17 protein-coding genes and 1 pseudogene are annotated in these 20,184 nt (G+C 55.9%); 10 read left to right on the top strand and 8 right to left on the bottom strand.

Going from position 1 to position 20,184, the window contains the following annotated elements; translation table 11 throughout:
* Positions 1-278: 278 nt before the first annotated feature.
* The 4 genes from ABYV26_RS02740 to hcp all read left to right on the top strand — a co-directional run bounded on the left by ABYV26_RS02740 (position 279) and on the right by hcp (position 4,069).
* Positions 279-623, top strand: coding sequence for a DUF2917 domain-containing protein (locus ABYV26_RS02740; protein WP_372677933.1), 345 nt, complete (start codon positions 279-281; stop codon positions 621-623).
* A 170-nt stretch (positions 624-793) separates the two neighbouring features.
* Entirely contained in the window at positions 794-1,684 is an 891-nt protein-coding gene (locus ABYV26_RS02735) for a DMT family transporter (RefSeq protein WP_372677932.1), read from the top strand.
* 339 nt (positions 1,685-2,023) lie between these two features.
* On the top strand, positions 2,024-2,359 hold the full coding sequence (locus tag ABYV26_RS02730; RefSeq protein WP_372677930.1) for a cupin domain-containing protein: 336 nt from the start codon (positions 2,024-2,026) through the stop codon (positions 2,357-2,359).
* Between the two features lie 81 nt (positions 2,360-2,440).
* The gene (hcp, locus tag ABYV26_RS02725) at positions 2,441-4,069 is read left to right on the top strand and encodes a hydroxylamine reductase (RefSeq protein ID WP_372677928.1); all 1,629 of its coding nucleotides are present in this window, start codon (positions 2,441-2,443) and stop codon (positions 4,067-4,069) included.
* A gap of 91 nt (positions 4,070-4,160) precedes the next feature.
* Here hcp and ssb read toward each other — a convergent pair whose 3' ends face one another.
* From ssb to ABYV26_RS02705, 4 genes and pseudogenes are all read right to left on the bottom strand, one after another.
* A complete protein-coding gene (gene ssb, locus ABYV26_RS02720; protein ID WP_372677926.1) occupies positions 4,161-4,637 on the bottom strand; it encodes a single-stranded DNA-binding protein in 477 nt (158 codons plus the stop codon).
* Between the two features lie 226 nt (positions 4,638-4,863).
* Positions 4,864-6,678, bottom strand: coding sequence for a tetratricopeptide repeat protein (locus ABYV26_RS02715; protein ID WP_372677949.1), 1,815 nt, complete (start codon positions 6,676-6,678; stop codon positions 4,864-4,866).
* A 148-nt stretch (positions 6,679-6,826) separates the two neighbouring features.
* A pseudogene (locus ABYV26_RS02710) lies at positions 6,827-7,093 on the bottom strand (YHS domain-containing (seleno)protein); the annotation flags it as partial.
* A 403-nt stretch (positions 7,094-7,496) separates the two neighbouring features.
* Positions 7,497-8,606 carry a DUF362 domain-containing protein gene (locus tag ABYV26_RS02705; RefSeq protein ID WP_372677924.1) on the bottom strand — a complete coding sequence of 370 codons (1,110 nt, stop codon included), beginning with the start codon at positions 8,604-8,606 and terminating at the stop codon, positions 7,497-7,499.
* Between the two features lie 152 nt (positions 8,607-8,758).
* Between ABYV26_RS02705 and ABYV26_RS02700 the strand changes: the two genes are divergently transcribed.
* A complete protein-coding gene (locus ABYV26_RS02700) occupies positions 8,759-9,970 on the top strand; it encodes a class I SAM-dependent RNA methyltransferase (protein ID WP_372677922.1) in 1,212 nt (403 codons plus the stop codon).
* Positions 9,971-9,991: 21 nt separating this feature from the next.
* Here the strand turns inward: ABYV26_RS02700 and ABYV26_RS02695 are convergent, their stop codons facing one another.
* Positions 9,992-11,686 carry a glutamine--tRNA ligase/YqeY domain fusion protein gene (locus ABYV26_RS02695; protein ID WP_372677920.1) on the bottom strand — a complete coding sequence of 565 codons (1,695 nt, stop codon included), beginning with the start codon at positions 11,684-11,686 and terminating at the stop codon, positions 9,992-9,994.
* 200 nt (positions 11,687-11,886) lie between these two features.
* On the opposite strand from ABYV26_RS02695, the gene rlmN reads away from it, so the two are divergent.
* Complete coding sequence (gene rlmN / locus ABYV26_RS02690) at positions 11,887-12,924, top strand: 23S rRNA (adenine(2503)-C(2))-methyltransferase RlmN (RefSeq protein WP_372677918.1); 1,038 nt, start codon at positions 11,887-11,889, stop codon at positions 12,922-12,924.
* Positions 12,925-13,290: 366 nt separating this feature from the next.
* Here rlmN and ABYV26_RS02685 read toward each other — a convergent pair whose 3' ends face one another.
* Entirely contained in the window at positions 13,291-13,866 is a 576-nt protein-coding gene (locus ABYV26_RS02685) for a hypothetical protein (RefSeq protein WP_372677916.1), read from the bottom strand.
* Between the two features lie 30 nt (positions 13,867-13,896).
* A complete protein-coding gene (locus tag ABYV26_RS02680) occupies positions 13,897-14,553 on the bottom strand; it encodes an NAD(P)/FAD-dependent oxidoreductase (protein ID WP_372677915.1) in 657 nt (218 codons plus the stop codon).
* Positions 14,554-15,177: 624 nt separating this feature from the next.
* Between ABYV26_RS02680 and ABYV26_RS02675 the strand changes: the two genes are divergently transcribed.
* The 4 genes from ABYV26_RS02675 (at position 15,178) to ABYV26_RS02660 (ending at position 19,307) form a co-directional block, all read left to right on the top strand.
* Complete coding sequence (locus ABYV26_RS02675) at positions 15,178-16,242, top strand: extracellular solute-binding protein (protein WP_372677913.1); 1,065 nt, start codon at positions 15,178-15,180, stop codon at positions 16,240-16,242.
* Between the two features lie 265 nt (positions 16,243-16,507).
* Entirely contained in the window at positions 16,508-17,593 is a 1,086-nt protein-coding gene (locus ABYV26_RS02670; protein WP_372677911.1) for an ABC transporter ATP-binding protein, read from the top strand.
* Entirely contained in the window at positions 17,590-18,456 is an 867-nt protein-coding gene (locus ABYV26_RS02665; RefSeq protein WP_372677910.1) for an ABC transporter permease, read from the top strand. The genes ABYV26_RS02670 and ABYV26_RS02665 overlap by 4 nt, the downstream gene beginning before the upstream one ends.
* Positions 18,453-19,307: an ABC transporter permease gene (locus ABYV26_RS02660; RefSeq protein ID WP_372677908.1), complete on the top strand. Its 855-nt coding sequence runs from the start codon at positions 18,453-18,455 to the stop codon at positions 19,305-19,307. The genes ABYV26_RS02665 and ABYV26_RS02660 overlap by 4 nt, the downstream gene beginning before the upstream one ends.
* 2 nt (positions 19,308-19,309) lie before the next feature.
* Here the strand turns inward: ABYV26_RS02660 and ABYV26_RS02655 are convergent.
* The coding region (locus ABYV26_RS02655) for an epoxyqueuosine reductase (RefSeq protein WP_372677906.1) at positions 19,310-20,184 on the bottom strand (875 nt) is incomplete at its 5' end.

Below are 20,184 nucleotides of genomic sequence, written 5' to 3'. Positions count from 1 at the left end.
ACCATTTCATGGTTTAAATCAGTACAATTGTGTTGTTTCACAACCAGTACAGATAGAAAATTATCACAACTGTACTGATAACAAAACATGTTTTTTGTGGCTGTTATTCTTTTTTTGGGCATAGTATTCTTGATCTCAGGGTAACGAAGGTTGCCCGCAGCATGGATGCCTTGGATCTGCAATGTTGCCGATTAAAGGCAACGCCGGGCGCCACCGGCTGCTTGGGTATACCGCTTTAACGATCCTGCCACCGTGAAGGGCAGGGTGAGGAGGCAGCAATGAATCATCAACTTCTGGAAACCGGCAGCATGGTGGGTGCCCGAAAGCGATTTGTCCTATCCAACCTGAGTGCACCGGACACGATGGTCGATCTGGCCGCCGGGCAGGGCTGGGGGTTGAAGGGAAAACGCCGGCAGCAAACGCTGTTTTGCCTTCAGGGAAGTGTGTGGGTTACTCAAGAGTGCGATATCCGTGACTACGTACTTGAGGAGGGCGATGCGTTTATGGTCACGCTTCCGGGCCTGGTGTTGGTCAGGGCCCTCACGCCGGCGCGCATCGGCTATGCCGAAAGCATGATGCTAGAGCCATTTAGGGGGCGTTTCAGCCAAACGGTTTTTAACTAATGCCCATTCACAAACGGTATCATTCGGCCCAGGCCGGCGTCCTCACTCCGCTGAGCACGCAGTGACGCTTCAGTGCGATCTTCGACGCAGCGCTGCTAAGCCTCCGGTTTCAACATCGTTGCGGCCTTGGCCTGAGCCAAAATCTACCATTTTCAGATTAGCAAAAGCGCATGGATAAAATTAACGAAAATCGACTGGCCGTGCTGATGCTTCTTGCGGCGGCCATCTTCTGGAGCACCAGCGGGGTGCTCATCAAGATGGTCACGCTCCATCCCATGGCCATTGCCGGCTGGCGCAGCTTGATTGCCGGCGTCGTTATCCTGCTGCTGTGCAGAAAAGAGGTCAGAATCTCTTGGGGCATCAACCCGGTTCTCGCCGCAATCTGCATGGGCCTGTTCTGCATCTGTTTCGTGGTTGCCACCAAGCTCACCACGGCAGCCAACGCCATTGTCCTCCAGTATGCGGCCTCGGCCTATGTGGCCATCCTGGCGCCCCGAATGCTCGGTGAGCCCACCCGGCGGCAGGACTGGTATTTGTTGTCGGTGGTCGTCGCCGGCATCGGGCTCTTTTTTTTCGATACGCTTTCCCTTCGGGGCACCGTAGGCATTTTGGTGGGCATGGTTGGGTCGGTCTTTTGGGCCGGTGCCATGATTTTTCTGCGAAAATCCCGCCATGGCTCAACCGCCTGGCCTATCGCCCTGGGCAATTTCATAGCCGCGGGCCTGTGTCTACCGTTTATGTTCCGGCAGGCCCCCACGTCAATGGACTGGCTTGGCCTGGCAGGGTTGGGCGTCATTTCGCTGGGGGCCGGCTACGCCGTTTTTGCCTATGCCATTAAGCGGGTCCGGGCTCTCGAGGCGACGCTGATCCCGTCCATCGAACCCTTGATCAATCCTATGTGGGTCTTTCTGGCCACCGGTGAAGCACCGGGCATATGGGCCTTTACCGGTGGCACCCTGGTGTTGGCAGCGGTGACGGTTCGCGGAGTGGTCTCGGCATACCACGGTCGGGTCCCACCTCGCCCGGTCAAACCGATGCCGCTGGTCTGCACAACGGGGTAGTCGATTTTTTTCCAAACTGACCCACCACCATTTTTTACTCGCCTTTATTGTTGCTATAATGTTAACAATGTTACCACAACGTAAACATTCGTTTTGTTGCATTTATGGTAACATACTATTTAGTCTATTGTAATAATTGATAAAAGATTCTGGTATGCGGTTTGCTATATCGCTTGGGTAAACCGGCTACGAACCAGCGTCTGGCCTGGCCACCAAATAAGGATTGGGCTCGCATTGAAAGAGAAAGGCGTGTTATTATCGATCCCATCCAAGCGGTCTATAAAGTGCTTGTGGCAGGTAGACGGGCGCTGAACATCATGGATTTAAAAGGAGGTTGTCATGACCACTGAATCTGTTACACTGAAAGGCAATGCATTTCACCTGGCGAATTCTGTCGACTATGCTGACGATTCCGTCGTCAGCAAAACCTTGCTGAAGAAGACTACCGGAAACATCACCCTTTTCGCTTTCGACGCCGGCCAGGGCCTCAGCGAACACACGGCCCCTTTCGATGCGGTGGTCTATATTCTCGACGGCCAGGCCCGGATCACCATCGGTGGCGAGCCCCGCAGCGTGAGCCAAGGCGAAATGCTGATCATGCCGGCCAATATCTCCCACGCGCTGCATGCGGAGCAGCGTTTTAAAATGCTGTTGGTGATGATCCGGGGCGAGTAGTGCTTGCAGCCCATGGAAAGGATGGACATCTTACAGCCACACCCGTAAATAAGCCAATCAGCAAAGACAAGGAGGGACGCTATGTTTTGTTATCAATGTGAACAGACCGCTAAAGGAACCGGCTGCACTATCCAGGGTGTTTGCGGCAAGCAGCCCGAGATCGCCGCGCTGCAGGACCTGCTGCTCTACTCACTCATGGGTTTGTCCCAGGTGGCAGTGGCGGGTCGCCAAGCCGGCGTTTCCGACGCGGATGTCAACATCTTCACCGTCAAGGCCGCCTTTTCCACCTTGACCAATGTGGACTTCGATCCTGACCGTTTCGTGGACCTGATCAATCAGGCGGTCACCAAGCGGGAAGGATTGAAGGCCAAGGTTCAGGCGGCCGGCGGCAATGGTGCCTGGGCGGACGGCGCCGCCACTTTCGAGCCCCAAGCCACCCTCGAGGCCCTGGTGGCCCAGGCTGAGCAGGTGGGGTTGAAATCCTATCCGGGCGACAACCCAGATGTTCTGTCGCTGAAGCACACCGTACTGTTCGGCATTAAGGGCGTCAGCGCATATGCCGACCACGCGCTGGTTCTGGGACAGGAGGACGAAAGCGTCTATGCGTTCGTCCACGAAGGATTGGCTGCCATTCAGCGCGACGACATGGGCGTTGACGAATGGGTCACCATGGCCCTGCGCTGCGGCGAAGCTGCCTACAAGGCCATGGAACGGCTGGACGCGGGTAATACGGAGACCTACGGCCACCCGGTACCCACCCGGGTGCCGCTGGGTTACAAGCAGGGCAAGGCCATCCTGGTTTCCGGACACGACTTGAAAGACCTGGAGGAGCTGCTCAAGCAGACCCAGGGGACGGGAATCAATATCTACACCCACGGGGAGATGCTTGCGACCCACGGCTATCCCAAACTGAAGGCATACCCCCATTTTTACGGCCAGTTCGGCACGGCCTGGCAAAAGCAGACCAAGGAGTTCTCCGAGTTTCCCGGTGCCATTTTGATGACCACCAACTGCATCCAGCGACCCAAAAATGACTACAAGGCCAACCTGTTCACCAGCGGCATGGTGGGCTGGCCGGATATTCCCCACATCTCCGACCTGAACTTCAAGCCGGTCATCGACCGGGCCCTGGCGCTTCCGGGCTTTTCGGAAGATCATGTGGATCAGGAGGTCACCGTGGGATTTGCCCGAAATGCGGTGCTCGGCGTGGCCGACAAGGTCATCGAGGCGGTCCAGGCCGGCAATATCCGGCATTTTTTCCTGGTCGCCGGCTGCGACGGCGCCAAACCGGGTCGCAACTACTACACCGAATTCGTAGAAAAGGTTCCCAAGGACTGTATCGTTTTGACCCTGGCCTGCGGCAAATACCGCTTTTTCGACATGGATCTCGGCGATATCGGCGGCATTCCCCGGCTGCTTGACGCCGGCCAGTGCAACGATGCCTATTCAGCCGTACAGATCGCCACGGCCCTGTCCAAGGCGTTCAATGTCGGGGTCAATGAACTGCCCCTATCGCTGATTATTTCCTGGTATGAACAAAAAGCGGTGTGCGTGCTGCTGGCCCTGCTTCATTTGGGAATCAAGGGCATCCGTCTGGGGCCGTCGCTGCCGGCGTTCCTCACGCCCAATGTGCTCGACACCCTGGTGAAGAATTTCGACATCAAGCCCATCGGCACGGCCGATGAGGACTTAAAGGCCATTTTGGGCTGATCGATTCCGGATGGGCCGACTAAAAAAAGGGGCTGCCCGCTACGATTGCGGCAGCCCCTTTTGCGAATTGGTCGACGATCAATTGTTGTTTTTAGAAGGGAATGTCATCCTCTTTGTCATTCTGGTAGGGCTGCTGGGGGTAACCCTGATCCTGTTGATAGCCGCCACCGCCGCCACCACCGCTGACTGCCGCCGACCGGGGCCCACCGCCGCCGCCCTCGCGGGTACCAAGCATCTGCATGGTGCCGTTGAAGCCGTCAATCACGACTTCGGTGGTATAGCGGTCCTGCCCGTCCTGACCCTGCCATTTGCGGGTCTGCAGCTTTCCTTCGATGTAGACCTGCCGCCCCTTGGAGAGGTACTCACCGCAGATTTCGGCCAGTTTGCCGAACACCACCACCCGATGCCACTCGGTTTTTTCGCGCTTCTCTCCGCTGTTTTTGTCTTTCCAGGATTCAGACGTTGCAATGGAAAAATTGGCTATCGGTCTGCCGTCGGCGGTATACCTGATCTCAGGATCCTGTCCCAAATTGCCCACCAAGATGACTTTATTAATACCCCCCGCCATAAGTTACCTTCCTTTCTTGGAATTACACCAAAGTCATTTCAACTATCAGAAGCTGCGAGCTTAGCCTGTAACTATAAAAAAATCAAATTGCAGGCTTGGTTTTTTTTTAAAGCGCCAGTGCTGACGAAGAAAAACGACCAGCTGCCGATGGGAACTGGCTTGAAAACAACCGATTGTAAAATAGAAGGGCGGCCACCGGTGCAATTGCGGCGACGTGTTCAGGTATTCAGCTCAGACTAGCTTTGCGGAGCCCGGCAACGATCTTTTCGCGGTGGTTGGGGTTTCGATAGGCCTGGCCATAAAATTCGACCCGGAAAAAAGGCGAAAGACGCAGGATTTTGGCTTTCTCGGCTTTGGCCTTTTCCAGTTGATTGGAATTGCCATAGATAGCGGCCAAAATAATATGGGCGCCCAAGAAGGTTGGCCATTTGGTTGCCGCCTGCTTTAGCCAATCAATCGCCTTGTCGTCATCACCATTGAGAAAGTGGGCAATACCGACATTCATATATCCTCCCGGAGAGATATCGGGGTCAAATTTAAAATGCTTTTCGTACCACGCAAGAGATTCATCGGGGAGGCCGGAATATAACAGTACGGCGGCCATATGCCGATAGCTGACGAAGTCGTTCGGGTTCAGATCAATGGCTTTTTGAAGCTCGCTCTTGGCAAGATCATACTCTCCGAACCGCATGTAAATATAGCCCAATTCTCCATGGGCGCTGGCGTTGGAATTATCCAACTGGACGGCTTTTTTGGCCAGATCAAGTGCCTCCTGGAGCACCACGTTGGGAAATTCAGTGTAACCGAAGTTAACAGCATGTTCTCTTACTTTGGCCAGCCCCACATAAGCAGCTGCAAAATTGGGGTCAAGCGTTATGGCATTTTGAAATAGTTGTCGTGCTTTTATATTTCCGTCGAGTGTCCGTTGATAGTGATGGTGATAGGCCTGCAGGTAATAATCGTAGGCTCCCAGATTGGCCGTGCCCTTGCGCATGGCCAAAGCCCGTTCCGATTGATTCACCTTTACAGCCAGCTTTTTGACCGTTGTCTCTACGATTTCATCCTGCAGTTCGAAAATATCCTCGATTGAACGAGAGAATCGATGGGCCCAAATATGATTCCCGCTGGCGGTATCGATGAGCTGCGCATTGATACGGACATGGTCGCCCGCTTTTTGAATGCTGCCTTCAAGAATGTACTTCACCCGCAGCGTTTTTCCCAGCGCTGTGATATCGGGTGATTGCCCTTTGTACTTAAAGGTGGTGTGGCTCGCCGTAACGGCCAACCCGCTAAATTTGGACAAGTCGGTGATGATGTCATCGGTGATCCCGTCGCTGAAATAGACTTGGTCGGGATCGTCGCTCAAATTCTCAAAGGGCAATACAGCGATCGAGGGTTTGCCGGGGGGCAGCTTGACCATCGGGCTACCAAGATTCTCACTCAACTGATGGGAGCGGCTTTTGGATTGATAGACGACGACCGCAACGGCAGTGATTAATACAAGGACGACCACAACGGCTGCGTTCAAATAGGCTTTTTGGGGTGTCGGCCGTGCCGTGGCCGCGATCGAGCAACTGGCCGCATGGGGATCCTTCCAAATTCTGAATACGGGAATGGGGGTGGCGATGTTTTTTACGGCTTGCCTGCCTATAAATTCGCACCCCACGGGGACCTTGTTTTGAATTTGCTCGTAGGCGCTGCCCGATATGCAAATGCCGCCGCCCGCTGCCAGCCCTTCCATTCTGGCCGCGATATTGACGCCGTCACCGTAAATGCGATCCCCATCTTCGATCACATCACCCAAATTGATGCCGATTCTGAAAGCCATTTGACGGTCGTCGGGCCGTTCGTCATTAATTGTTTTCAGCTCATCTTGAATCTCGAGGGCGCATTGAACGGCATCGACAACACTGGTAAAATCTGCCAGAAGGTTGTCGCCCGGCGAATCGATCACGCGGCCATGATGACCCACGATCATTCGGCTGATGATCTTGCGGCAGGCCTTGAGCGTGACCACCGTGTCGGCCTCGTCCAGGCGCATCAAACGGCTGTAGCCTTCGACATCGGCGCTCAAGATTGCCGTGAGCTTTCTATTGAATTGAAGATCGGGCATATATTAATTTTTCTGCAAATAGGCCATAGGCTATCGTTTATTCTTATGGGTGGCACGTTCGCTTCAACACAGGTTAATCCCAACCCAAGTAGAGATTTCCATCGATAATTTTCCACTCTTCAGGGTTTTCATCGGCAACCTTGCCGGCGATTAGACTGACCGCTCAGAACCCCCCATGTTTAGGTGCATATTTTTGAGGATTGGCCGCGAAGAGATCACGGTGTTCGGGCGTCGAGAAATACCAGCTGGCCTCGTTCCAATCATGAACATAGTCGCTGTTGCCTTTGACCGCGCGATGCTCCGTGAAATAGGCGACCGGATCGTACCCCTTTATCGCCACACCATATATTTTCATGGTCGCCGCATCCATGGCAAAAATGGCGCCATTGCTGATAGACAGAAACGTGGTGGTTAAAAGAACCGCAAGGCTTTTATTTATTCGTTCATTAAAAAGTATCATTTATTGCCTCCTCATCTCGATGAGACGCGTCATCTATCGGGGGAGATTAGTGGATACGGAATGGCCAGGAACGAAGGGGTGGAAGGCGATTCAGGTAGCGCAAGTGAAGAATTTACAGGAGATACAGTGGGAATGATCATTCACCCCATCATAAAATGCTACATTGTGGTGGCGTGTCAATCTGTTGCCGAAATTTTTAAGGAGGTGTTCACAGCGCTGCGAAGGGGGTGATTGGCGTACTGGTAGATGCCAACCGATTAGATTCAATAATAGACCGTCGGTTTGACTACCGCTTTTTAGTCAGCCAGGTCAACATGCGGCCGGCCAGTGGTTTTTTGGCTTGGATGGCCGCGTGGGGGCACACCTCTATACAACAATAGCAGCGAATACACGTGTCGGTGTTAATGGTTATTCCCCGGTCCGTGTAGGAGATGGCTTGGGCCGGGCAATACTTCCAACACTCCCCGCACAGTTTGCAGGTCTTATTGTCCGGCACGGGCTGCTGAATGACGAACTTGCGCATGAACCGGCCCAGAAATTCGGGCCCCATGGTGAGCGAGCCCAGTTCCGGGAATTGATAGTCGTTCAGGATGTTCAGGTCTCCGCTGATATGAACCCTGCCGTCATATACCCCCATCGCCCTGGCATTGCGCTGGGTTTCCAGGGTGTCGGGATTCAGTCCCACCTGAAGGCAGACCGCATGATCCACGGCGTGGGCGTTTTTCCCGCCGATCAGCAGTCCCAGTTCCCGGGGGGTGCCGCTTTTGCCCGGGCCCTGGCCTTCCATGGCCAGGATGCCGTCTATGATGGTATAGGCCGGACCCACGGCTTCGAAGATACTCACGATCAAGCGCCCGAACATCTGCCGATCCACGCCTGTGCGCATGTGCCATTCGGGTTTTTTCAGGCCCACAATGCAGCCGAACAGGTTTTTTACCCCCAGTGTTAGCATCATCTGGGTGTGGGTCTTGAGCTTGGCCAGGTTGATGACCACATCGGCTTCCATGGCATCCTTGGCAATATCGATGCTGCCGAAAGGTTCACCCACGTCCACCGCCATGGTTTTTTCAAAGGGCGCGACCGTTACGTCGAGGCCTTTGAGCATTTCCTCATAGCCGCCTTTTTTCAACAGTTTAGAGAAACTGCCCATGGCCGGACTGTCCGATATCTGGACGCGGGCCCCTTTCTCCAACGCGAATTCGGCCGCCGCCTTGACGATCATCGGGTGGGTGGTCACCGCCTTGTCCGGAGCTGCCGGAGCGAGAAAGTTCGGTTTGATCAATACCCGGGTGCCAACGTCGATGGTCGGCCCCTCAGCGGATCCCAGCATCTCAAAAATGATGGGCCGAAGCACTTGGTAATGGTAAGTCGATTGTCGGATATGGACGGTGGACATGCCTGTGGTGCTCTCTAAAAACAGCTAAATTGCGCTAAAAATCGAATGTTTACAAGTACAGGAGCAGCTGATAAAGTGCGTTTATTAGGGCAACTTAGTATTGATGCACCGGTTAATCAAGTCCTTTCCCCGCCCAGAGAGAACCCCAACCAATGACAGATCCATTCACCGGAAAAGTGAATACGGATCATGTTGACGACCGCGCATTTCACAAGCGTGTTCGCCGCCATGTTGCCGGCCGTATTCGAAAGTACTTTGCAGTCACCGCCCCGGGCGTCGAGGAGATCTGCCGGCAGGAGCTGATCGACCTGGGCTTCGACCCCAGCGTCATGTCTGTAGATACCGGTGGAGTGGCTTTTTCCGGACGGCTGGCTGACTGCCAGCGCGCCAACCTGCATCTGCGCACGGCTACGCGTATTCTTATGCGCATCGAGGCCTTCAGCGCCACCAACCTGCGCCGGCTGGAGAAAAAAGCCGGCGATATCGCCTGGGAGCTGTTTCTCCCGCCGGGGCTCCTGCCTGCTGTGAAGGTAAGCAGCCGCCGTTCCAGGCTCTACCACACAGCGGCCATTGCCCGGAGCATTGGCGACAGCATCACCCGCCGATTGGATGGGGCTGAGCGACCGCCGTCGCCCGTATTCCCCCAGACCCTGTTTGTACGTGCGGTGGAAGACCGGTTTACGCTCTCCCTGGACAGCAGCGGGGAGCCGCTTTACAAACGCGGCCTGAAAGCGGGCCCGGCAGTCGCGCCCATTCGGGAAAACCTGGCGGCAGCCATACTCATGGCCGCCGGTTACGACCCACGACGCCCCCTTGTGGATCCCTTGTGCGGGTCCGGGACCTTTTCCCTGGAGGCGGCCATGATCGCCAAACAGATGGCACCGGGCCTTAAGCGGGAGTTTGCCTTCATGGGGTGGCCGGCTTTCTCCGAAGGCCAGTGGGGGTTTATCAAGCGGGAGGCCGAATCAACCGTGCAGGATTTGATGCAACCCTTGATTTATGCATCAGACATCGATGCAGGCTCCTGTGACCGGCTGGCAGGCATGATCGCCGGCAACGGGTTGTCGGATGCCGTCAAGGTGGTGCATAAAGATTTTTTCCAGTGCGCGGCCGATCAGTATGGCCACGGCACGGGGCTGGTGGTGATCAACCCGCCATATGGCATCCGCATCGGCTCGGCCAAAAAGGCGGATGCGCTCTTTAAGACTATCGGCCGACACCTGGAACAGCGATTCAAGGGATGGACAGTCGCCATGATCGCTCCCAGACCTGATCTGGCCCGTTCACTGCCCTTTCCGGCCAGCCGGCTGCCGTTGTACCATGGGGGATTGAAGCTGACCCTGGTATTGGGGGATGTCCCATAAAATGAATGTTCCAGCGTTCTTTTATGATTTTTTCTTTAGCTTGGCCCAGGCATCCCGAAGGGTAACCGTACGGTTGAACACCAGCGCGCCGGGCTTCGAATCCTTCACATCCACGCAAAAATAACCCATGCGCTCAAACTGGCAGAAGTAACCCGGACCGGCATCGGCTAAGCACGGTTCCAGCTTGCAGCTGCGCAGCACCTCCAAGGCCTCTGGGTTGATGAAATCCATGTAGGTCTTGCCGTTTACCTTTTCGTCCGGGTTGGCCTTGCTAAAAAGGCGGTCGTACAGCCGCACTTCGGCGTCCACGGCGTGGGCGGCCGACACCCAGTGCAGGGTGGCCTTGACCTTGCGGCCGTCTGGGGCGTCACCCCCGCGGGTGGCTGGATCGTAAGTGCAGCGCAGCTCGACGACCTCGCCGGTCTTCTCGTCCTTGATCACCTCGGTGCAGGTCACGAAGAAGGCGTAGCGCAGCCGCACCTCACGGCCCGGCCCCAAGCGGAAGAATTTTTTGGGCGGGTTTTCCATGAAATCATCCCGCTCAATGTAGATTTCACTGGAAAAGGGGGCCTTGCGCACACCGGCATCCGGGTCTTCGGGATTGTTGACCGCCTCCAGTTCGTCCACCTGGCCTTCGGGATAATTTTCAATAACCACTTTCAGGGGCCGCAGGACCCCCATGGCTCGGGGGGCCCGTTTGTTGAGGTCCTCGCGGACGCTGAACTCCAGCAGGGCCACATCCACCACGCTGTCACGCTTGGCCAGGCCGATGCGGTCGCAGAAGTTGCGGAGGGCTTCGGGGGTGTAGCCGCGGCGCCGCAGGCCGCAGATGGTGGGCAGGCGCGGATCGTCCCACCCGTTCACATGACCTTCGTCCACCAGCTGGATCAGTTTGCGTTTGCTCAGCACCGTGTAGCTCAGGTTCAGCCGTGCGAACTCTATTTGTTGGGGGTGGCAGGGGGCGTCCACATGGTCCAGCACCCAGTCGTAGAGGGCGCGGTTGTTTTCGAATTCCAGGGTGCACAGACTGTGGGTAATGCCCTCGATGCTGTCGGACAGGCAGTGGGTGAAGTCGTACATGGGATAGATGCACCAGGTGTCGCCGGTCCGGTGGTGGCTGGTCTTGCGGATGCGGTACAAAGTGGGGTCGCGCATGATCAGGTTGGGGTGGCCCATGTCGATTTTGGCCCGCAGCACCCGGGAGCCATCTTCGAACTCGCCGGCGCGCATACGCTGGAACAGGTTCAGGTTCTCTTCCACGCTGCGGTTTCGCCAGGGGCTGTTCGTTCCCGCTTCGGTGAGGGTGCCCCGGTACTGACGGATTTCGTCGGCGTTCAGGTCGTCCACATAGGCGTTGCCGGTCCGGATGAGATGAACCGCAAAATCGTAAAGCTGTTCGAAATAATCCGAGGCATAGTGCAGGCGGTTATCCCAGTCGAACCCCAGCCAGCGAACGTCGGCCATGATGGCGTCCACATACTCCACGTCCTCCTTGGTGGGGTTGGTGTCGTCGAAGCGCAGGTTGCAGGTGCCGTTGTAGGTGGTGGCCAGCCCGAAGTTCAGGCAGATGGATTTCGCGTGGCCGATGTGCAGGTAGCCGTTGGGTTCCGGGGGAAACCGGGTGGCCAGCCGGCCATCGTTTTTGTTGGTTTTCAGATCCGCTTCGATAATCGTGGTGATAAAGTTGGATCCGTGCGTGGTTTCGTTTTCCGTCATCTTCTTTCCTTGGCTTTTCCCAGGCACACTCCAGCTGCCTGCAATGGTTGACTGATCCGATCGGCGGCTGCGGAAATCGCACGCCAGCCGGACCTGAATATCGCAAAAAGCATAGGGGGTGTCAAACGGACTCGGTCGATTGCAGTTGATTTTTTCTGTCGATAACTTACGGTATCCACATCAACTGAGGATAATTGCTGTTGAACATTCTCGATACCACTCATGATCAGTTTGTCGATGCCTTTCGCCGGCGATATGGCAAAGGAAGTCACATCAGCACCCCGGTGTACCGTCGTGTGATGAAAACCGGGAAAACGGCATTTCACGACTTAGCCTCCTTTGCCGGACTGGCCGGCCTGGCCGGTCAATTGGAAGCCGACCTGGTGCTTTCAATGGGTCGGCTGGTCAAGCGGGTGTCAGACGGCAAGGCCATTAAATTCGTTACCCGCCTGGCGGATGACCTGGACATCGAGTCGGTGGTCATCCCCATGTTCCGGCGCCACACCCTATGTGTGTCCAGCCAGGTGGGATGCCGCATGGGATGCCGCTTCTGCCGGACCGGCAAGATGGGGCTGCTTCGCAACCTCACCGCGGCGGAAATCGTCGGCCAGGTGTATATCGCCAGGCATCAACTGGGGATCGACATCCGCAATGTCGTCTTCATGGGCATGGGCGAACCGCTGGATAATCTGGACAATGTGATTCAGGCTATTCGGGTAATGGCGGATCAGCGGGGGATGGACATTGCCCGGCGCTATATCACTGTGTCCAGCGTTGGTCTCACCGCCGGCATCGACCGACTCGCCCGGTTGGACGGCACGCCGGTAAATTTGGCCGTCTCCTTAAACGCACCCAACGATGACATACGGTCGCGGCTCATGCCCGTCAATCGGATCATCCCCATGGCCGTGTTGCAAGCCTCGCTGCTCAGATACCCGCTGGCCAAAAAATCCGCTTTGTTCATGGGGTATGTGCTGGTTGAAGGCATCAACGACCGACGGGAGCACGCCAAAGCACTGGCGCGATACCTGGCGCCCATGACGGTCAAACTGAACCTGATTGCCTACAATCCGGCGCCCGGCAGTGAATGGCGACCCCCGTCTGCGGATGTATACGAACGGTTTCACGCGTGGCTGGTGGCAGAAAAGGTGTTCGTTCGAAGGCGCGGTGAAAAAGGCGGCCGCATCATGGCAGCCTGCGGTCAACTTGGCGGGAAGAACACGTCTTTCGACGGTTGACCGCATGTGAAATCCTAATGGTTATTGGCACCCGCTTGAGAAAAGTTGATCATGCAGCACACTGTGCCCTTGAATAGAGGCAAAATAGAGCTTATCTTTGTTTTGAATCGGCAGGAAACGCCATTGACCTGACGATTTTGACACCCTCCGATACGAAAAGGGGAAATCATGAACCAACCCATGATTTCCCCTTAATTTCTTTTACCGTTCGGTTACATGGTTTTCCCGGCATGCATGACCGGCCGCCAGAAGGGGCGAAAAATCGTCTCCAGTGGGACGCACGTCACGATTTCCGGTAATGCATCATGCGAGCCAAACCGGGCCATATCAGGCATGGGTAGATTACCGGGAGGCCGAGCGCATGGCCTATTGGAACGGTTCGAAGGTGATGGTTTGGCCGCCGATAGCGGCCTCGACCATCAGGCCGCCGATGGCATGAACAAAAACGGCCATTCCCTTGCGATAGCTGATGGGAGCCTGCTTGCCGGTAGACGGCCCGGCGCTGGCACCTGCTGTCGTGCCCATGGATCCGGCCTGCGCCTGGGCACCGGCCGTGATGACCACCGCGGATGTATTGGCGTCAAACTCGAAGCTTCCACGGGTAAATTCATCGTAAGCGCGTTGATCCTCGAAAAAGATGATCTCTCGGAAGGCTTGACCGCCGAATTGATATCCAATCGACATTTTGGCCAGCGTCGCTGTTCCGGTAGCCGTGTTACCCCGATATACCTTCCCTTTGCCGTATGCACCCCCAACGACGATGCCTCCTTTGCCGACAGTGGGAAAGACCGCGTAACCATAGGCCGTTTCAAAAAATGGCATCACGGCAGGGGATTTTTTGAATACTGCGATGGTGTCGGCGTGGCTGTCGGCAATGACCGAAACCGGCGCCGCAGCTAGCACCATCATGACAGTCAGACAAAAAAAACCAAGGCGTTTCATATGGAACCCTTTCGATTTCGCAAGTGACGGTCAGGCCAGCGCCTCCTGAAACGGCGTCAGGCCCACCCGCTCAATCATTTTGCCTAAACGCTCGCCCTTCGTGGCATTTTCCTTGTAATACTGAACGGTTTGGTCGATAGCGACCAGGACCTGCCTGTCATCCAGTCCGGAAACCAGTTCCTGTGCGATGCGCGGCTCGGCGCCCACATTGCCGCCGATGACGATCTGCCAGCCATCCTTGAGGCCGATCAGTCCGATGTCCCGCACCCAGGATTCGGAGCAACTCAGGTGGCAGCCGGAAACGGCCATTTTGAATTTGCCGGGCAGCTCCAGGCTATGATATTTTTTATCCAGGGTCATGCCCATGCCCAGGGCATCCTGTTTGCCCAGGCGGCAGTAGGTGTCTCCCGGACATGCCCGCACGCTTCGTACACACAACCCCACCGCGGCTCCCTTGTCCAGCTGCAGTTCGTTCCAGGCGGCATCGATGTGCTCCTCCTTCAACCCCACCAAGACCACCCGGGCTGCTCCGGTGATCTTGATTGCCTGCGCATCGTATTTTTCGGCTACATCGGCGATGGTTCGCAGCAGCTGAGGGGTGACCAAACCGCAGGGAATATGCGGGGCGATCGCATAGGTCTCTTTGTCGCGCTGCAAAATGGCGCCTTTTTCTCCTAGTTTCAGCATCTTTTCCTCCTTGTGGGGCTGACGGACCTGTTAAGATCTAATTAACTATAGATAACTATTAATTAAAATGGATACTCCATCGTAAAGCACCGCCGACGGTGCTCGGTATTCAAAATCATAGTCCATTTTGATCAACCCATTCGGGGGCCGGTTGCCAATTGCAGAATCTATTCAGAGGGATGGCTTTTGTCAAATGGTGTTCTCTTTAGCAACCGCCGCATGATCATCGAAAACCACACCGAAGGGGCCTGTTCATAAGGGAAAGCGCGTGTGAATGCAATCGGCAAGTTGACCTAATGTCCATCGTTGCTGAAACGGTGGCCTTTTCATCGGTCTCTGACCATGGCTTGCCATCTTCGCCGAAACCGTTTGCCGGGAACACCGGTGTTACGGTCGTTTCCGCCATAGACAATTCGGCCAGCCGTGTGAGAATATTTTTCAGGTTTCGTATTGACGCCGTGGCGGCCCGGGAATACTATAAAAAAATAAGTCGATGTGTTTTCTCAATATTATTTCCATATCTATGATCCCCCAATCCGGATGGCATTGAACCGTGCAGCGCGAAGCGTTGCAGCGTTTCAATTCTGCGTGATGAACACTGCATGTCAACAGGAGGAGAAAAAAATGAAGAAAGCAGCCGTTGTGTGTTTCGCCGTATCAATGGTCCTCGCCTTTTCCCTGTCTGGCCAGGCCGAAACCCTCGAATTGCTCACCTGGGAAGGGTACGCCCCCAAGGAACTGATGGACAAATTCGAGAAGGAGACCGGAATTACGGTAAAGCCGACCTATTCTAACAACGAGGAGATTATTGCCAAGCTTCGGGCCACCCGCGGCGCAGGGTTCGATCTGGCCCAGCCCAGCCAGGACCGGATATCGTCGGTACAGGCCAAGTACAAACTTTACCAGCCGATCGATTTTACGAAGGTAGACACCGCCCTGATCGTTCCCTCCATGCTGGAGGCGGTGAAGAAAAACACCATGGTCGGTGACAAGAGCTATGCCGTTCCCCATGTTTACGGCACCTCCGGGCTGATCGTGAACCGAAAATATGCGCCCGATGCATCAGATTACAAAGACCTGCTCAACCCCGCCTACAGCGGCAGGGTCAGCTATCGGCTCAAACGCCCCACGCTGATCGGCATCGCCTTTTCCATGCAGCAGGATCCCTTTGTGCTTTACGCCAACCCGACAAGCTATGAAAAGTTGATGGAAAGGGTCGGTGAAAAACTGATCGAGGGCAAGGGGCTGGTAAAAAATTACTGGACCAACGGAGACGCCTTGTTGCAGTCCATGCGTTCGGAAGAGGTGTTCGTTGCCATGGCCTGGGACAACGGCGGATGGAAAATGCATGTCGAAAATCCGGATATCGATTTCGTGGCTCCAAAAAGCGGCGCCCTGGGCTGGATCGACACCTTCACCATTCCGGCCAAGGCCAAAAACGTCGAGGCGGCTTATCAATGGATCAATTTCATGATGAAGCCGGAGAACGCAGCGATGTTCACCAATAAGGAAAAATACGGCACCGCGTCCGCCGGGGCCATCGAGTATTACGATGCGGAGGTCAAAGCCAATTTCCAGCGTAGTTTTTCCCAGGCCGATATTGACAACATCAAGTGGTACCCGCCGGTTCCCGCCAAGCTGGAATCGATTGAAGGGTTGATACTAGACAAAGTCAAGGCCGCCAACTAGCACGCGTCCATCCAGAGGTGGCATTTTGAGGCCCGGATCTGCGTTCTGTGGTTATTGAGGTCCGCGACGTCGCCGGGCTACGCCTGTGGTTTCAATAACCGTGCGGCCTTGATCTGAGCCTCAACCTACCTCCTCTGGACGAACACGGATGAGACCTCGATGCAGCAACGGATACGCCTCCGGTTGCGGAAAGGCTGCGGTTTAGGCCTGAACCGTAACCGACCCTTTCTGGACGGACACGGCGCAGAAACGAAATGCGATCAATATGGCATTAGACCTGTCGGTTGAAAAGGTATCCAAAATGTTCGGCGATTTTACCGCCGTGAACGAAGTCTCCTTTGCGGTGGAGCAGGGACGCTTTTTCTCAATCTTAGGCCCGTCGGGATGCGGGAAAACCACGCTGCTGAGAATGATCGCCGGATTTATCGAACCCACCGGGGGGCGGATTCTCATCCGCGGCAGCGACATGGCCAACCTGCCGCCCAACCGCCGGCCGGTGAACCTGATCTTTCAACACCTGGCCCTGTTTCCAATGATGAACGTGGCCCAGAATGTCGCCTTCGGCCTCCAACGGCGTAAGGAGAAAAAGCCCGATGTCGATAGGAAGGTGGCGGACATCCTGGAACGGGTGGGGCTGCCGGGCTTCGGCAGCAAAAAGATCGACCAGCTGTCCGGCGGCCAGAAACAGCGGGTGGCCATTGCCCGCTGCCTGGTCCTGGATCCTGCCGTGCTGCTGCTGGACGAACCCCTGGGGGCGCTGGATCTTAAGCTTCGCGAACAGATGAAAGTGGAACTGAAGAAGTTGCAGGCCCAGGTGGGGACGACCTTCATCTACATCACCCACGACCAGTCGGAGGCCTTGGTCATGTCCGACCACGTAGCCGTGATGAACAATGGTCGGTTCGAACAGGTGGACACACCCCGCATGCTCTATGCCGATCCGAAGACACCCTTCGTGGCACGCTTCGTGGGAGACAACAACGCCTGGGACGGGACCGTGGCCGATCAGCGGGAGGATTTGTGCACGATCAAGACCGCCGACGGCCAGACCTTCTCCGCCGGTGCCGAATCGGATCTGAAACCGGGTACCGCCGTATCGTTTTTTATTCGTCCAGAGGCCATCATCATTGCCCCGGAAACCGATCAGGACGATTTCAACCGGCTGACCGTGACCATCAAGTCGATCCTTTTCGACGGGGCCAACAGCCGGTTGCTGGCGACGCCGGTGGACAGTGAGGCGGAGCTGATGATCGCCCTTCCCCAGAACCGACAATACGATCACCTGAACGTCGGTGACCGTGTCGACATCGGCTGGAATGCCCGCTCCGCCAGCTGCTTCAGGGTATCATGAACGCCGCCCGATCCCGTATCTCGCTGCCCTTCCTGATCTTCGTCACGCCTGTGCTCATGTGGCTGTTTCTGCTTATCGTCCTGCCCCACATCGACTTGCTGCTGATGTCCTTCCGGATCGAAGACGATGCCGGAACCATGGTGTGGAGCCTGATCAACTACCTGAATTTTTTCGACGAGCCGGTTTACTGGCGCACGTTCGCGCGCACCGCCGTCTACGCCATCCTGACCACCGCAATCACTTTTTCCGTGTCCCTGCCGGTGGCGTTTTACATCACCAAGGTGGTTTCGCCGCGCTTCAGCGGTTTTCTCAGCCTGCTGCTGCTCATGCCCTTTTGGGTCAGCGAGCTGGTAAGGGTCTACGGATGGATGATCCTGCTGCGCGAAAGCGGCGTGATCAACCACTTCCTGCTTCGAGCCGGGCTGCTTCAGCGACCCGTAGAAATGCTCTACAATGACATCACCATGGTCATGGGCCTGGTTTACACCTCCATGCTTTTTATGGTGGTGCCGTTGATCTCGGTGCTGGAAAGTCTGGACGACAGCCTCATCGAAGCGGCCTATGATCTGGGGGGAAATGTTTTTTCGATTGTTACGCGGATCATCATCCCCCATGCTATGCCCGGCATCGTTTCCGGTGGTATCGTGGTCTTCATGCTCACCTTGGGCAACTATCTCACCCCCAACCTGATCGGGGGCAAAAACTCCTTGTGGTTCACCGAACAGATCTACAACCAGTTTATCGCCAGCTTCAACTGGAATCAGGGTGCGGCCTTCGGCTTCCTTCTGTTGATCCTCTCTTCCACGATCGTCTGGATCGGACTCAAACTCACCCGCCAGAAACTCAGCCAGGTGGTTCAATGATCCGCTCGCTGCCCAACACCCGACCCTACACACTGGGATTCAAACTTTACGTCGCCCTGTTTTTCGTGTTCCTTTTCGCACCGCTGTTCATGGTCTGCGTGTTGGCCTTCAACGACTCCCAGTTCCCGGCGCTTCCCTGGAAAGGGTTCACCCTCGAGTGGTTTACCGCGGATTTGCCGGAGCGGGTGGGTATCTTTCACGACTCGCTCAATCTATCTGCCATTGCGGTGAGCTTCAGGGTTGCCTTCTGGGTGTCGATCTTCTCGACCCTTGTCGGCACCTGTGGAGCCTTTCTCTTCGAGCAGGAGAATTTTCGCTTCAAGCAGGCGCTTTACTTTCTCATGCTGGCCCCTCTGGTGATTCCCGGCGTGATTCTGGGCATCTCCATCCTCCTGTTCGCCAACACCCTGGGGATGTTCTTCGAAGACACTTTCAATCTGGACGTGCCCCTTTTCAGACCGGGATTCTGGCTGGTGGTGCTGGGCCAGTTTGCTTTTATATCGACGCTGGTGACGCTGGTGGTGTCAGCCCGGCTCAAAAAATTCGACCACAGCCTGGAGGAGGCGGCCCTGAACCTCGGCGCCACCCGGCTGCAGGTGATCTGGCACATCACGCTCAAGTTCCTTCGTCCGGCCATCATCGGTGCCTTTGCTGTGGCCTTTCTGATGTCTTTCGAAAATTTCAACACCACGCTTTTTCTGGTGGGGTCGCAATCCACCCTGCCGATCACCCTCTATCTTCAGGTGCGCGACGGTTCCACGCCCGTCATCAACGCCGTCTCCTTTCTGCTCATCGTGGGCACCTCAATGCTGGCGGTCGTCAACTTGACCCTCAGTCGCAAAAAGGAATAGGGCTATCCCTCGTCCGGGTTCGGGATATGGTCCGTGCACGGGACACCGGCCTGACAGAGGCCGCAGGCGTAGGTGTTGATATCATAGGCCTTGCGGACAAATGCGTTCATCGTGACGTTGGTGTACTGCTTGCATTTTTTTTTGTCATGGCCGGCGTTGCTGATGGCTTTGACCGGGCATCGGGCCATGCACTTGCCACAGGTGCCATGGGAATAAAAAAGGCAGTAGGCGTGACGATCCGTGTACGGACGCGGGCTTGGGGCGATGGGCACCCGCGCGACCACCGAACCGGTCCGCATGGCTTTGCCGACCGGGGTGATCAGTCCGTCGCACAACCCGAAGGTGCCCAGGCCGGCCGCATATGCCGCATGTCGTTCCGACCAGTTGGAGCATGGGGCGTAGGGTCCCTGGCTCGACTTACTCCAGAATGGCGCCAACACCGGGGCCACCGCCTGGATGCCGGCTTCGGTCAATTTTTCGACGACATGCCGGCGCAGCGCTTCGTTGAAATGTTCGCCATGATGTCTGAGGTAAACCCATCGCTCCGACGACCGCTTCGTCTCGACATCTTGGCAACTGCGGGTGCACGGAGTGGACGGGAGCACCCAGCTGATGATCGTCAATGCGTCAGGAGAACCGATCGTACTTGACGGAAACGCCCGGTTAAAAATGTCGATGGGCCGCAGGTAAAAATCACCGATGTGTGACACGTATTCGTCGTACAAGGGGTCGCCGCCGGTGGAAAAGCCGACCAGCGGCGGATCGAAAGCCTTTTCACCGGTCGGCGTGCCTAGCGTATTTTCATGCGATGACGCCACGAAATGGGAAATGATGTCCGTTATCCACTTACCCCGGTCGGTTTGCATGGGTTTGGCTC

The organism is Desulfosarcina sp., assembly GCF_041551955.1.
In the GTDB taxonomy this organism is placed as follows: Bacteria; Desulfobacterota; Desulfobacteria; order Desulfobacterales; family Desulfosarcinaceae; genus Desulfosarcina.
This window is presented reverse-complemented; position numbering and strand designations above follow the sequence as displayed.

Coding starts and splice junctions, on each gene's coding strand:
- ABYV26_RS02740 (WP_372677933.1), top strand. CDS start 279: ATGAATCATCAACTTCTGGAAACCGGCAGCATGGTGGGTGCCCGAAAG.
- ABYV26_RS02735 (WP_372677932.1), top strand. CDS start 794: ATGGATAAAATTAACGAAAATCGACTGGCCGTGCTGATGCTTCTTGCG.
- ABYV26_RS02730 (WP_372677930.1), top strand. CDS start 2,024: ATGACCACTGAATCTGTTACACTGAAAGGCAATGCATTTCACCTGGCG.
- hcp (WP_372677928.1), top strand. CDS start 2,441: ATGTTTTGTTATCAATGTGAACAGACCGCTAAAGGAACCGGCTGCACT.
- ssb (WP_372677926.1), bottom strand. CDS start 4,637: ATGGCGGGGGGTATTAATAAAGTCATCTTGGTGGGCAATTTGGGACAG.
- ABYV26_RS02715 (WP_372677949.1), bottom strand. CDS start 6,678: ATGCGCCTGGACGAGGCCGACACGGTGGTCACGCTCAAGGCCTGCCGC.
- ABYV26_RS02705 (WP_372677924.1), bottom strand. CDS start 8,606: ATGTCCACCGTCCATATCCGACAATCGACTTACCATTACCAAGTGCTT.
- ABYV26_RS02700 (WP_372677922.1), top strand. CDS start 8,759: ATGACAGATCCATTCACCGGAAAAGTGAATACGGATCATGTTGACGAC.
- ABYV26_RS02695 (WP_372677920.1), bottom strand. CDS start 11,686: ATGACGGAAAACGAAACCACGCACGGATCCAACTTTATCACCACGATT.
- ABYV26_RS02685 (WP_372677916.1), bottom strand. CDS start 13,866: ATGAAACGCCTTGGTTTTTTTTGTCTGACTGTCATGATGGTGCTAGCT.
- ABYV26_RS02680 (WP_372677915.1), bottom strand. CDS start 14,553: ATGCTGAAACTAGGAGAAAAAGGCGCCATTTTGCAGCGCGACAAAGAG.
- ABYV26_RS02675 (WP_372677913.1), top strand. CDS start 15,178: ATGAAGAAAGCAGCCGTTGTGTGTTTCGCCGTATCAATGGTCCTCGCC.
- ABYV26_RS02670 (WP_372677911.1), top strand. CDS start 16,508: ATGGCATTAGACCTGTCGGTTGAAAAGGTATCCAAAATGTTCGGCGAT.
- ABYV26_RS02665 (WP_372677910.1), top strand. CDS start 17,590: ATGAACGCCGCCCGATCCCGTATCTCGCTGCCCTTCCTGATCTTCGTC.
- ABYV26_RS02660 (WP_372677908.1), top strand. CDS start 18,453: ATGATCCGCTCGCTGCCCAACACCCGACCCTACACACTGGGATTCAAA.